We start from the raw sequence: 13,168 nt of genomic DNA, 5'->3' as shown, positions 1-13,168 counted from the left end.
AGGTCATGGCTCTTAACCCTCCGGAACGGCCCAGCGACACCCTCAAACGCGCCACCCAGGCGACGCTCAAGGCCTTGGCGCGTGAGAAAAAGCTGACCGTTCAATTCTCCGAAGGCGAGCGCGTCGCCTATCTTGCCGGAGACGCCGCCGTTCTCCCCGCCCCCCCAGCGGTGCTGGACGGCGATCAGATCACCCAGCTTCGGGGCGCCGCCGACGCCCTGGCGATGCGTTTGTATTATCACGACGACGCCGTTCATCGCGTCCGCCAGCCGAAAAATCCCGACGCCCGCGCCTTGTTCAACGCCTTGGAGCAAGCCCGTGTGGAAGCCCTGGGCGGACGCCGCTTCGCCGGGATGCGCCACAACCTCGACCATCTTCTGGAACGGCGCGCCCAGCAGTGGCGCGACAGTTGCGAGCGCGACCCCGAACAGTTGGTGCAGGCGGTTTCGGTGCTGGCGCGCGAAAGGTTGTCCGGCGAGGAGCTGCCGGGCGCGGCGCGCCATCTGGCGACGTTGTGGCGCGCCGTGATCGATGAAAAGGCCGCCGACCTACTGGACCGGCTGGCGGATAGCGCCGCCGATCAAGAAACATACGCCAAGATCGCCGGCGAAGTGGTGCGCGCCCTGGAGCTTCTCGACGAGTATGAGGGCCAACCCGAACAGGACGAGCAAGACGACGAGCAGGCCGCGCCCGACGAGGACGAAACCGACCAAGACCGGGACGGCGAGGGCGACGAGCAACCCGCCGGGGCGCTCGCCGAAGACAGCGAAATGGGCGAAAGCGGCGAGGGCGGCGAGGGCGGCGACGGCGAGGCTTCCGACGAGATGATGCAGGGCGGCGAAGACCCGGCGGGTCCATCCGAAGCCGGCGCCGATTGGCCGCAAAATGCACCGCGCGCCCTGGCGGCCTATCACGCCTATTGTACCGATTTCGACGAGGTGGTCGCCGCCGACGCCCTGTGTCAGAGCGAAGAGCTGTCGCGCCTGCGCGATCAACTCGACGCCCAGTTGTCCCGCTTTCAAAGCGTCGTCGGCAAGCTCGCCAATCGGCTGCAACGCCTCCTGCAAGCCAAGCAGTTGCGCAATTGGGAATTCGATCTCGAAGAAGGCATGCTCGACACCGCGCGGTTGTCGCGCGTGGTCACCGACCCGTTGTCGCCGCTGTCGTTCAAGATGGAAAGCGACATGGCGTTCAAAGATACCGTGGTTTCCCTGTTGATCGACAACTCGGGATCGATGCGCGGCCGCCCGATCACCATCGCCGCGATCAGCGCCGACATCCTGGCGCGCACCCTGGAACGATGCGGCGTGCAGGTCGAAATCCTCGGCTTCACCACGCGCGCCTGGAAGGGCGGCCACGCCCGCCAGCGCTGGCTGGACAACGGAAAACCCGAAAACCCCGGACGCCTCAACGATCTGCGCCACATCGTCTATAAGTCCGCCGATCAACCGTGGCGGCGGGCGCGGCGCAACCTCGGCCTCATGCTGCGCGAGGGTATCCTCAAGGAAAATATCGACGGCGAGGCCCTATTGTGGGCCCACGAACGTCTGCTCGGGCGTTTCGAGCAACGGCGCATCCTAATGGTGATCTCCGACGGCGCCCCGGTCGATGACGCCACCTTGTCGGCCAATTCGGGAAATTACCTGGAAAAACATCTGCGTGACGTCATCCATTGGATCGAGAACAAATCCGATATCGAACTGTGCGCCATCGGCATTGGCCACGATGTCACCCGCTATTACCAGCGCGCCGTCACCATTACCGACGCCGAGGATCTCGGTGGCGCGATGATGCGCGAACTGGCCGACCTGTTCAACGAGGACGCCACGATCGCCCCCCCCGGATCGCGGCGCGCGGGAAGGCGATAGGAAAGGCGAAAAACAGACCTCGCCGCCGGCAAAAACACACCCGGACGATGCGATCGCCGCGCATCAACAAGCACTTTTATCTTGCACTTCCGTGGCCAACCTTTAAAGTTCATCTCTGAATGGGAGGGTGAGTTTTTCACATGGTACAAGCCGTCGGAAAACCCGGGCGACGATCACCGCGCACCGCGGCGAAACGTTCGCCGCGCGCTGTGATCATGCGCCGGCGCATGATCATGGCCACCGTCGGCATGTTCGCCTTGATGATGCAGGTCATGATTCCCGCCGTGCACGCCGCGCCGTTGTTGACGCTGCCCTCAACGAGCGAACGGGGCGACGACGCCAATGGCGTCGATCAATCTTACCAAGCCCTGAATCGCGCTCTCCTCGTTGTTTGTTCGGCCTATGGCTACAAGACCTTGCCGGGCGATAACGGCGGTCTCGCGGATCAACTCAATCGCTACCAAAGCTGCACCGTCTGCAAGCTATCCACCGCCGCCAATCTTCTCGGCCCCGTCATGCCCGTCGTATTGACCGTTCCGACGGTCGTCACGATGACCTTCAGCGTGCCGATGCACGATGATCAACGTAGCGTATGGCTCGCCACGCCCTCGCTGCCCCGTGGGCCGCCGTCGCGCGCCTAACCTCCCCTCGACTTTTTTCAACGAATCCTCTCGTCTCAAGGGAAGCCGCGTTCGCATGAGCGCGCTTGGGAGTGATCCGTCAGAGCAACCTTCGTATTTCAGGGACTTTAGAATTATGACACTTAAAGCTTATGCTTCCACTCTCGCCCTCGGCGCCGCCTTGCTTGGCGCGGCGTTTACAACGGCGGCTCACGCGGACGACATCATGATTGTGAAACCGTGGGCGCGCGCCTCGGCGGGAATGGCGCACGCCGGAGCCGCCTTCATGACCATCAAGAATATGTCGGCCGCCGATGACGAAGTCATCGCGGCAAAGTCGGATATCGCCAAAAAAACGGAACTGCACACACACAAAATGGAAAACGGCATCATGAAAATGCGCCAGGTGCCCAACATCCCGGTTCCGGCCCATGGTGAGACCGATTTAAAACCCGGTGGGTATCACATCATGTTCATGGGATTGAAAGCGCCGCTCAAGGAAGGCCAGCACTTCGCCTTGACCCTGGAGTTTAAAAAGGCCGGGGAAAAGAAGGTCACAGTCGATGTTCTTAGCCCGAAATCCATGGGCGACATGGGTGACATGGGCGGTATGGGCGACATGAAGATGGGCGACATGGACCACTCGAAAGACATGGAACACTCGAAAATGGACGGCATGAAACAGAAAATGGACGATGCCTCCAAAAAGATGAACGGTATGAAGTAACCCTCTCTCTCTCCTTGCTTTATACCTGTTCAGGGATTCTTTCGGCCGGACGACTTCGTACCTCCTCCCCACCGAGAGAATCCCACCCTTTCTCCGGGTCGCGCTCTCACAGTTGAGGGCGCGACCTGATCCGTTGACTAGGTCCTGACCCTAATGACTATAGAAGAATACGGGCGCGATACACAAGAGGACAACGCCCCGCCGTGGCCCCGCGCACCCAAAAGCGGTAAAACACCACGCCGCACCCACTCTTTAGAGGGTTCCTCACGCCCCTTTCGCCTTCTTACCCCCAAGGCCCTGTGCGCCCGGAGGGTCGCCCGCCGCCATGATTCCCGCCACCATAATTATCGTACTCATCGCCATTATCGTGCTCATCGCCATTCTCGTACTCGGTTCCACCGTGACGCCTCCCCTCCCAAGGCGACGTGGACGTCTTCGCGGTGGGGAAATTCCCGCTCATCTCGCGCAATCGACGCACCCTATTTTCGGTGCTGGGGTGGGTGGAAAACAGCGAATCCATCGTACCGCCATGCAGCGGGTTGACAATGAACAGATGCGCCGTCGCGGGATGATCCTCGGCGATAGGGTTATCGACCCTGTGCGCTGCGCCGTGTAATTTTTCCAATGCCGACGCCAACCATAGCGGATGACCGCTAATTTCCGCGCCGACGCGGTCGGCCTCGTATTCGCGCGTCCGCGAGATCGCCATCTGCACCACCATGGCGGCGATTGGCCCCAAAATCATGACCAAAATTACACCGACGACCCCGAACGGATTGTTGCGGTTCTGGCTGCCGCCGCCAAAAAAGAACGCAAAGTTGGCGAGCATGGACAACGCCCCCGCGATCGTCGCCGTGATGGTCATGGTCAAGGTATCGCGGGCGCGGACGTGCGCCAATTCGTGGGCCATCACCCCGGCGATCTCATTGGCGCTTAGGCTCGAAAGCAGGCCCGTGGTCGCGGCGACGGCGGCGTTTTCGGGGTTGCGTCCGGTCGCGAAGGCGTTGGGCTGAGGATTGTCCATGACATAGACCTTGGGCATCGGCAAACCGGCGTTCCGAGCGAGGCGGGCGACGATGGCGTGAAATTCCGGCGCGTCGTGCGCCCCGACTTGGCGCGCGCCATACATCGACAGCACCATCTTGTCGGAATTCCAATAGGCGAAGACATTCATCGCCAAAGCCGCCATCAAGGCGATGGCGATCCCTCCCTGCCCGCCGATCAGATACCCCGCCCCGATAAACAGGGCCGTCATGCCCGCCAATAAAATCGCCGTGCGCAGGTAACTCATGGTCCGATTCCTCACCACAAATACAGACAAGCCACAAATACAGACAAAAAGCGCGCCCTCGGCGACCGAAGCCACCCCGAGAACACCCTCGCATTTAAGGTGTTCTCAAGTCGTCGCGCCGTCAACGCCCTCTCCATGGAAAAAACGGCGCCGCCCCTTTGGGCTCAGAACCTATTGAGCGCCTAGCCGCACTTCGAATAGCCGCACGACAGGCAGCTGTCGCAACCTTCCTGGTGGATAAAGCCCGGTTGGGCGCATTTGGGGCAGGTCTTAAAGCGCGCCCCCCCCTTCCCCTCGACATCGCCGGGGTTGTTCGCGCTTTGCGGCGGCGTTTCGGGCTCCGGGTTTTGCCCGCCGCCGCCCGACCAGGAGGCGTGCAAAAATCCCGTGGCGATCATATGCTGTTCGATGATGTCGCCGATCGCCGCCAGCAACGAGGGTACGTACTTGCCCTTGACCCATTGCCCGCCACGGGGATCGAAGACGGCCTTCAGTTCCTCGACCACGAAGCTAACATCGCCGCCACGACGGAAGACGGCGGAGATCATCCGCGTCAGGGCCACCGTCCAGGCGTAGTGTTCCATGTTTTTCGAGTTGATGAACACCTCGAACGGGCGGCGACGACCGTTTTCGTCGATCAAATCGTTCAGCGTGATGTAAATGGCATGGTCGCTTTCCGGCCAGTGCACCTTGTAGGTTTCCCCCGGCAGGGCGTCGGGACGGTCGAGCGGTCGGAAAAGCCGGGCGACGGCCCCGCTGTCGCCGATATCCTTGGGGCGGATGTTGGTGGTGGCCATGCCCGGCGTGGCGAAAGGCAGCTCCGGTTCGACCGGGGCGGGCTTCTTGCGCTCTTTCTTGACTTCCAGCACCGCCCCGGTGACGGTGTTGGGGCGATACGTCGTACACCCCTTGCAACCGGCGTCGAAGGCCTGCATGTAGATGTCCTTGAAGCTGTCGAAAGGAATGTCTTCGGGCACGTTGATGGTTTTCGAAATCGAACTGTCAACAAAGCGCTGCGCCGCCGCCTGCATCACCAGATGGTCTTTCGGACTCAGGTCCATGGCGTCAACGAAGGCCTCCGTCAGCGGCGCATCTTCTCCCTTGATCCTGTGGAATTGACGATAGGCGTAATCGACCACATCTTCGGCGCGGCGGGCGCCGTCCGGTTGCAGGACGTTACGGCTGTATTTGAAGCTGAACACCGGCTCCAGACCGCTGGAGACGTTATCGGCATACAGCGAGATGGTCCCCGTCGGCGCGACCGACGTGAGGTGCGAATTGCGTATGCCGTGCTCGGCGATCGCGGCGCGCAGATCGGCGTCGAGCCCTTTGATCTTTTCACCCCGGAGATATTTTTCCCGATCGAAAAGAGGGAACGGGCCCTTTTCCTTGGCGATCTCGACCGACGCGAAATAAGCCGCCCGCTCGATCTCGCGAAACCAGGTTTCGCACAGCGCGACGCCCCGCGCCGAGCCGTAGCGCGCGCCGCACAAGATCAGCGCGTCGGCAAGGCCGGTCACGCCGAGGCCGATCCGCCGTTTCGACAACGCCTCGTGGCGTTGCTGGGGCAGTGGAAAATTAGACACGTCGATGACATCGTCCAAAAAGCGCACCGCATCGCCGACGACGGCGCGCAGCGCCACCACATCCAACGCGGCATCGTCGGTGAACGGATCGCCGACCATCTTCGCCAGATTGATCGACCCTAAAAGGCACGCCCCATAGGGCGGCAATGGCTGTTCGCCACAGTTGTGAACATACAGGCCATTGGCGTCGAACGCATTTGCGCCCGGTATTTGGACGTCAAAAACCTCTTCGCTTCCATCCGCCACAAGCACATCGACGGTTGCGATGAAGCGCTCCCGGTTCAAGACGCGCTTATAGCCCGACAGCGCGCTTTTTAAGCGCAGCATTTTATCTATATCGGCAAAACCGATCCGTTCGGCAAACCCCTCAAGATTAGCGCCGGAAATCACGAGTTCGTGATTCGCCGCGCACTCATATTCCCGCCGCCCCCCCCGACCGTCGGGCAAGGAGCGTTTCCCGGCGGGACGGCGGTCTTGATAGATGGTGGAATTGACGCCCAGGCGCAGCAGCATACGCTGAACCGCGCGCAGCCGTTCGAGATCGCTTTGCGCCAGCCTGACGCTGACGCCCTTTTTCTGCGCCCCCTGAACGGAGCCGTCGGCATCGAAAAAGCCACGCAAAAATCCACAATAAAAATCAGACGATGTGCGTTCGATTTCGGGCGTAACGTTTCTCGCTCCGGGCGCCATCCCCATGTCATGCGCCAGGGTTTTCAGCGCACCCGGGCTCATGCGGAACTCATCCCGGCCTTTAACCTCCGTCCATCCCCGGAAATCCGCACGATGAGGAAGGGTCAGCGCCGCCGCGAGGGCCGCGTCCATGACGCCGTGTGCGCCCGCCGCGCCATTCCCGCCGTTCACCACAGAACGCGCCAGCCAGACGCTCAAGACGGCCTTGTCTTGCTTCAACGCGCCGTCACCGACCAGCAGACCTAGAAGGTAGCCTTCTTGTTCGGACCCGCGCCCACCCCATGTGCCGTATGAACGATGATCGTGCAACACGATTTCATCGCCCGGGGCTAAATTCCCGGCGGGCACCCAATCGCTATCCAGCGTATGGCGCGTCTTACGGACGACCTTGCGCACCGGATGATTCGCCGTCAGGCGCAGGGCATGCCCCTCCTTCGTCGTCAGGCGCAAGATATTCTTCACCCCCGTCGAGAAAAATCCCTGTTTCGCGCTTTCATAAGGGCGGCCATCGACAATGGCTCGAAATGGCCCACCGTGCAGTTGCGCGACTTGGCGGGGGCCTTGATCCGTCTGCACCCAAGTGTCCGCCGTCACGCACGGGTTGGTGGCGTGGATGGTTTCGCAATACCACAGATTGTTGGCGCGGTTGATGCGGTCGATGAAGATCACACCGGGTTCGGCGTAGGCGTAGGTCGCACGCATAACCTTGTCCCACAAATCGCGCGCCTTAACGGTACGATAGACCACGCCGTCGAAGACCAGATCCCAGGGTGCGTTTTCCTTGACCGCGCGGACGAAATCGTCGCTGACCAGGACCGACAGGTTGAACATCCGCATCCGCCCTGGCGCGCACTTGGCGTCGATGAAGTCTTCGATGTCCGGATGATCGCAGCGCAAAACGCCCATCATCGCGCCGCGCCGAGAGCCCGCGCTCATGATCGTGCGGCACATCGAATCCCAAACGTCCATGAACGGCAGCGGTCCCGAAGCATCCGCCCCGACGCCCCCAACCCGCGCGCCCTTGGGACGCAACGTGGAAAAATCGTACCCGATCCCACCGCCCTGCTGCATGGTCAGCGCGGCGTCTTTCAGGGCGTCGAAAATACCGCCCATGTCATCGGGAATATCGCCCATGACGAAGCAGTTGAACAGCGTCACCTGGCGCCCGGCCCCCGCTCCGGCGACGATTCTGCCCGCGGGAAGGAAGCGAAAATCCTCCATCGCTCGGTAAAAACGATCTTCCCAATCGCCGGGATTTCGTTCGCTCGCCGCGACGGCCTTGGCGATACGCCGCCAGGTATCGGCGACGCCCTTGTCCACCGGGTGTCCGTCGGCATCTTTGAGTCGGTATTTCATGTCCCAGATTTGATGCGATATGGATGCCATTTGCGCCATCGACGTCCTCTCCTGCAGAAATTCCACGTCGCCCACTCTCGATCGGGCTTTATTCGTCGGAAACATTCGGCCCACGCACGCGCCGCGTGCGCCCGCTCCGGGGTGGGGGCCATAGTGTAGAGGAGCACGTGACCCGCGGCAAAGGTTTTGTTCTTGTTATGTTTCCACGAAGTTGTCCCCAGGACGGGGCCGCGCCGTCCTTCCGCCACCCTCCCGCCGCCCTTCCCCATGCCGGGGGAAAGCGGCGTTATCCCCACTTTACACGGTCTTCCTTGGGGGTGGCGGAACGGAATTTATTTTACGCCGGCGGCAGCGCCGAGGGATAGGTGGCGCGGGCCTGGGCGACAAGACGCGCCGTCGCCTCATCCATACGGGTGCGCAAGGTCTTCATGAACGTCTCTCGGTCCAAACCGGGGGCGATCGGCTCCAAAAATTCCATGGTGATGCGGCCCGGACGTTTTAAAAAACTGCGCCGGGGCCAAAAAAGACCGGAATTCACGGCCGCCGGGATCACCGGAATGCCGGCGCTTTTGTACAGCGCCCAAATTCCGGGGTGATAGGCGCCGGGAACATCGGGCGACGCCCGCGTGCCCTCGGGAAAAATGATGACCTGACGGGCATCCTTCAACGCCCGATTCGCCCCGCGTAAAAGGGTTTTCAACGCCGCCCCGCCGGCTCCGCGATCGACCGCGATCATTTCTGTTTTTTTCAGGCACTGACCATAAATGGGGATGGAAAGAAGCTCTTTCTTCAAAACATACGCGGGATATTTCGATAGGAGATAAAAAATACCCGTTTCCCAGGCCGACTGGTGCTTACAAGCGATGATCGCCTTTCCCTCGGGCAGGTTTTCCAGCCCCAGGAATTGATGGTCCAGCCCGACGATCCCCTTGAGCATCGCCGCCATGGCGCGAATCCAAAAACCGAACGAGAGATGGACGTTCTTCCCCGAAAACGGTACGACGAAAAGCATCGCAATCGTAAGCGCCGTCGAAAAAGCATAAAACGCCAGATTGAAAATGAAGGACCGCAGATAAAGCATGCCCGGCCTTAAATCACGGCGCGCGCGCGCGCGAAGGAACTTAGGATCGTCACCCGAACCCACGCCACCAGAAACTTATTATACTCGCTGGCGACAAGGCTCGCCGTCCCCGGCCAAAGCCACCATTTTTTCAATTTAACGTGTTCATTGAAAACGGGGTGAGGGATGATCGTAAAACCGGCCATCGCATAGTTGAATTCCAAAAGCGCCCTGGGCATATGATACGCCGAAGTTACCAACCGAATGCTGTGCACGCCGTTCTTGATCGCCCAATCGCGGGTTTCGCTGGCGTTGGCGATGGTGTTTTCGGCCTCGCCGATGCCGATACAGCACGACAGTTCCTTAGGCGCGCGCTGGGTCAATTCAAGCAATTTGGCGACATCGACACCCCTGTACACCCCCGACACGAACAATTTGCCGGCAAATCCTTTGGACAAAAGGTCCAAGGCGTTTTCCAGACGCCCTCGTCCCCCGGTCAAAACGACGATGGCGTCGGTATGGGTTTGCGTATCGTCAACCTTCTTGGGCAGGTTGTGAGCGAAAAAATAAAACCCCACACCCCACGCCACGACGACGACCACGGCGACGCGCAAGGCGAATTTCGCAACGCGCTGAAAAATATTAGGCCGGCGAACAAAACGAACCATCAATAAATCGTCCCTAAAGCATCTTCGAAAGATTACGCATCACCGTGAGACGCGCCGTGATCATGGCAAGTCCGGCGACGGCGACGGGCAACGCCGCCAACGAAAGCCACTGCCCCACCCCCAACGACAAGTCGGGAACCATTTCCGATTGAAGAGAAGAAGCCAACCGCCCGATCCCCCCTATCGTCAGCGCCGCCAGAAGCAACCCAATCATGCCGCCCCTAAAGCCCAACGCCATGGCGCGCCGGGCGAATTGCTTCGCAACGTAAGAATCGCGGGCCCCCGTCAAATGCAAGACCTCGATCGCTTCTTGGTGGATGGACAGTCCCGTCCGCGTGGCGAAAATCACGGTGCCCGTGGTCGCCGATGCGATCAACCCCAACACGACCCAGGCCAGGATTTTTACCGAACCGACCAAACGTATCAAACGGTCCAACCATATCCGATGGTCATCGACGACCGCACCGGGCACCGCGATCGTCAAACGCCGCGTCAAGACGTCGCCATTGAAGTTCCCCTGGCGGTCCAAAGTAACATCGATCAACACCGGCAACGGGAGATCGCCGACCACCGCCGCGCCCAACCAGGGTTTTAAAAGCGTCAGGACGTCGCGTTCGGGAATTTCATGAGCCTGGACGATTCCAGGTTGTTGGCGAATCAGACGCAGCGCCTGCTCGGTACGCCGCAAGGTGGCGGCGTCATCCGCGCCGGGCGGTATCTGCACCGTCAACGTCGCGTTCATATTGGCGTTCCAGCGCGCGGTCATCGTGCTTAAGGCCAACATCCCCGCCAGGGCCAGGGCCGCCAAAAACACCATGAAGGCGATCAGCCACGGCAGAAATCGGCTTAAGGCGTCACGATCGAGGGGAAGGTCGCTGCGTCCTTGAAACATTTCAGGCGACCCCTTGCGTGCGGGATGGATGATCGCCGGGAATGATATCGACGTCACCGCTTTGCAAGCGCATGACGGGATGGGCCAAACGGTCCACCAGGGATTCGTTGTGCGTGGCGACGACGATCGTCGTCCCCAGTTTATTCATTTCCTCGAACAGATGCATGAGACGCAACCCCATCATATCGTCCACGTTTCCGGTCGGCTCGTCGGCGAGGAGAAGATCGGGTCGCGAAATCACCGCGCGCGCAATCGACACCCGCTGTTTCTGGCCACCGGAAAGGGTCGGCGGGCGGGCCTGCATGTGATCTTGCAGACCGACCCAGGCCAAAATCTCGCCGACATGCTTGCGCACATCGTCTTCGCGCACGCCGGCGACCCTCAGGGGAAGCGCCACATTATCGAAGGCCGACAGGTGTTCGAGCAGGCGATAATCCTGAAACACGACGCCGACACGCCGGCGCAACAACGTCAAGTCGTCACGCGCCGTCGTGGCGATGTCGCGCCCGAACATCGTAATCAATCCCCGTGACGGTTTGAGGGCAAGATACATCAGTTTCAGCAAAGACGATTTTCCCGCCCCGCTGGGGCCGACCAGGAAATGGTAGGACCCCGGCGCCAAGGAAAACGAAACGTCTTGTAGGACCTCCGGCCCCAGCCCGTACCGCAATCCGACATTTTCGAAATTTACGATACTCTCCTGCGCCGCCATCACTCTCACTTTTCATCTGATGCCACCCTGCGTCCGACGTCGTGTTCCGTCCTCCGGGCGCCGGGCGCGAGTCCCGCCCTACAATGGCACGGTCGCCCCCTCGAATTCAATGCCCCCAATATGCCCGCATCCGCTTGCGTCGCCACCGGCAAAAGCCTATAAACATCCAAAGCTTAAACAGATGCGGACGCCGATGTTTATCACCTGCCCAAATTGCGGGACACGATATAGCGTGGACCCCGCAAGCATCCAGCCCACCGGCACCATGATGCGTTGCGCGCGCTGCGGCCATATGTGGCAGCAATCGGTCATCCATACCATCGAACGCCAGACCGTCGAGGTCGCCGCGCCGCAGCCCGCCGCGCAACCGCAACAGCCCGCGCCGGTAGCGCCGATTCCAGAACCGGTGCCTGAGCCGGAACCCGAGCCTGAGCCGGAACCCGAGCCCGAGCCCGAGCCGGAACCTGAAACAAAGCCGGAACAGGAAACTGAACCCGCGCAAGCAAGCGCGCCCAAGGCGGATGGGGAAAAAGAATTGTCTCAGGACGATTTGGATTCGCTTTTCGGCGGCGAGGACGATGTTCCCGACGTCAAACCCTTGATCGACGACGGCGGCGATGAACAAAGCGCGCCCATCGATCCCGACGACCTTCCCGACCCCGAGCCGATCCCCGAAGTCTTCAACACGGCCAAAGATGACTTCGCCTCGAAACCGCGTCGCGCCGGCGGACGGAACACCCCGGCCAAGAAAAAGGGATCGGGCAAGCGGATCGCCATCGCCGTCGCGGTCTTGCTGTTGGCCGTGATTGGCGGCATTTTCTTCGCCAGACCGACCATCGTACGGCTCTACCCTCCGGCCAAGGATATCTACGCCATGCTCGGTGTCGGCCGCCCGGCCCTAGGCGAAGGTTTGGCGATCGAGAACATACAACCATCGCAGATTACCCGAAACGGGGCCGAAATTCTGGTGGTTAAAGGCGAGGTGAAAAACGTCACCGACATGCCGATCACGGTACCGACGGTGCGGATATCCCTGCTCAAGGTAGACGGCACGGAAGTTGTCGGCGTCAATGTCGAGGTTGCCGACAAACGACTTCCGCCGACCGAGAAAACCAGCTTCGAGGCTGAAATCGCGAGCCCACCCGCGATCGCGCGCAAAATGTCGGTCAACTTCACCGACACCCCCGATATGGGGGGGAAATCATCGGGCGCGCAGGACACCGGAACCGACAAACCCGCCGCGCATTGAACCCGTCCCCGGGAACCGTCGTCCCTGGGCCTGTATCCAACGCCACCGCTCCGTATCGCGTGCGCCCTCACACACCACGGTCCATCGCAGGGCGCTGTCCGCCGCGAGCCGTTGGCGCGGCAGGCCGTGCGCCGTTAAAAAGCGGGTGGGTCCGGAAAGATAAAGCCTCACCCCTCCCACTCTTTGAACGCCCCGCCCTCTTTTGATCTTTCTTGAGGGGGGGCATGACACGACAGGAAGAGAGCCGCGAACGCGGAAAGTCCCTACGGGATAATCTACCTTTATTTGTCGTATTTCAATAAATAAATTTTACATTATTTTGTTGTTGGAAATCGTTCCAAATGGCCTACTGGTCGAAGCCGAACGAAACCCGTTTGGCGAAAGCCGCGTTGTGAGCGGACCGCCTGCTTGGGCGGCCCGTTTGCGCAGGGGGCGCGTCCTCCGGCGCG

General features: G+C 60.7%; 10 protein-coding genes. 4 read left to right on the top strand and 6 right to left on the bottom strand.

Going from position 1 to position 13,168, the window contains the following annotated elements; genetic code table 11:
- Positions 1 to 5: 5 nt before the first annotated feature.
- The 3 genes from P3M64_RS11965 to P3M64_RS11955 all read left to right on the top strand — a co-directional run bounded on the left by P3M64_RS11965 (position 6) and on the right by P3M64_RS11955 (position 3,215).
- Positions 6 to 1,868, top strand: a complete 1,863-nt coding sequence (locus tag P3M64_RS11965; RefSeq protein ID WP_132938489.1) for a cobaltochelatase CobT-related protein — start codon at positions 6 to 8, stop codon at positions 1,866 to 1,868.
- A gap of 140 nt (positions 1,869 to 2,008) precedes the next feature.
- On the top strand, positions 2,009 to 2,509 hold the full coding sequence (locus P3M64_RS11960; protein WP_132938490.1) for a hypothetical protein: 501 nt from the start codon (positions 2,009 to 2,011) through the stop codon (positions 2,507 to 2,509).
- A gap of 115 nt (positions 2,510 to 2,624) precedes the next feature.
- On the top strand, positions 2,625 to 3,215 hold the full coding sequence (locus P3M64_RS11955; protein ID WP_165886258.1) for a copper chaperone PCu(A)C: 591 nt from the start codon (positions 2,625 to 2,627) through the stop codon (positions 3,213 to 3,215).
- Positions 3,216 to 3,498: 283 nt separating this feature from the next.
- Here the strand turns inward: P3M64_RS11955 and htpX are convergent, their stop codons facing one another.
- The 6 genes from htpX to ftsE form a co-directional block, all read right to left on the bottom strand.
- Complete coding sequence (gene htpX / locus P3M64_RS11950; RefSeq protein WP_132938492.1) at positions 3,499 to 4,506, bottom strand: zinc metalloprotease HtpX; 1,008 nt, start codon at positions 4,504 to 4,506, stop codon at positions 3,499 to 3,501.
- 182 nt (positions 4,507 to 4,688) lie between these two features.
- Entirely contained in the window at positions 4,689 to 8,177 is a 3,489-nt protein-coding gene (locus P3M64_RS11945; protein WP_132938493.1) for an LAGLIDADG family homing endonuclease, read from the bottom strand.
- Between the two features lie 298 nt (positions 8,178 to 8,475).
- A complete protein-coding gene (locus tag P3M64_RS11940) occupies positions 8,476 to 9,219 on the bottom strand; it encodes a lysophospholipid acyltransferase family protein (RefSeq protein ID WP_132938494.1) in 744 nt (247 codons plus the stop codon).
- A gap of 8 nt (positions 9,220 to 9,227) precedes the next feature.
- Positions 9,228 to 9,866: a YdcF family protein gene (locus tag P3M64_RS11935; protein ID WP_132938495.1), complete on the bottom strand. Its 639-nt coding sequence runs from the start codon at positions 9,864 to 9,866 to the stop codon at positions 9,228 to 9,230.
- Positions 9,867 to 9,879: 13 nt separating this feature from the next.
- Positions 9,880 to 10,758, bottom strand: a complete 879-nt coding sequence (locus P3M64_RS11930; RefSeq protein ID WP_132938496.1) for a cell division protein FtsX — start codon at positions 10,756 to 10,758, stop codon at positions 9,880 to 9,882.
- A 1-nt stretch (position 10,759) separates the two neighbouring features.
- On the bottom strand, positions 10,760 to 11,470 hold the full coding sequence (gene ftsE / locus P3M64_RS11925) for a cell division ATP-binding protein FtsE (protein WP_132938497.1): 711 nt from the start codon (positions 11,468 to 11,470) through the stop codon (positions 10,760 to 10,762).
- Positions 11,471 to 11,702: 232 nt separating this feature from the next.
- Between ftsE and P3M64_RS11920 the strand changes: the two genes are divergently transcribed.
- Positions 11,703 to 12,719, top strand: a complete 1,017-nt coding sequence (locus tag P3M64_RS11920; RefSeq protein WP_165886259.1) for an FxLYD domain-containing protein — start codon at positions 11,703 to 11,705, stop codon at positions 12,717 to 12,719.
- Positions 12,720 to 13,168: the final 449 nt, after the last annotated feature.

Origin of the sequence: Varunaivibrio sulfuroxidans (genome assembly GCF_029318635.1) — a bacterium.
Classification (GTDB): Bacteria; Pseudomonadota; Alphaproteobacteria; order Rhodospirillales; family Magnetovibrionaceae; genus Varunaivibrio; species Varunaivibrio sulfuroxidans.
This window is presented reverse-complemented; position numbering and strand designations above follow the sequence as displayed.

What these genes read in the sequence shown, in the direction of transcription:
- P3M64_RS11965 (WP_132938489.1), top strand. Translation starts at nt 6, where the DNA reads ATGGCTCTTAACCCTCCGGAACGGCCCAGCGACACCCTCAAACGCGCC.
- P3M64_RS11960 (WP_132938490.1), top strand. Translation starts at nt 2,009, where the DNA reads ATGGTACAAGCCGTCGGAAAACCCGGGCGACGATCACCGCGCACCGCG.
- P3M64_RS11955 (WP_165886258.1), top strand. Translation starts at nt 2,625, where the DNA reads ATGACACTTAAAGCTTATGCTTCCACTCTCGCCCTCGGCGCCGCCTTG.
- htpX (WP_132938492.1), bottom strand. Translation starts at nt 4,506, where the DNA reads ATGAGTTACCTGCGCACGGCGATTTTATTGGCGGGCATGACGGCCCTG.
- P3M64_RS11945 (WP_132938493.1), bottom strand. Translation starts at nt 8,177, where the DNA reads ATGGCGCAAATGGCATCCATATCGCATCAAATCTGGGACATGAAATAC.
- P3M64_RS11940 (WP_132938494.1), bottom strand. Translation starts at nt 9,219, where the DNA reads ATGCTTTATCTGCGGTCCTTCATTTTCAATCTGGCGTTTTATGCTTTT.
- P3M64_RS11935 (WP_132938495.1), bottom strand. Translation starts at nt 9,866, where the DNA reads ATGGTTCGTTTTGTTCGCCGGCCTAATATTTTTCAGCGCGTTGCGAAA.
- P3M64_RS11930 (WP_132938496.1), bottom strand. Translation starts at nt 10,758, where the DNA reads ATGTTTCAAGGACGCAGCGACCTTCCCCTCGATCGTGACGCCTTAAGC.
- ftsE (WP_132938497.1), bottom strand. Translation starts at nt 11,470, where the DNA reads ATGGCGGCGCAGGAGAGTATCGTAAATTTCGAAAATGTCGGATTGCGG.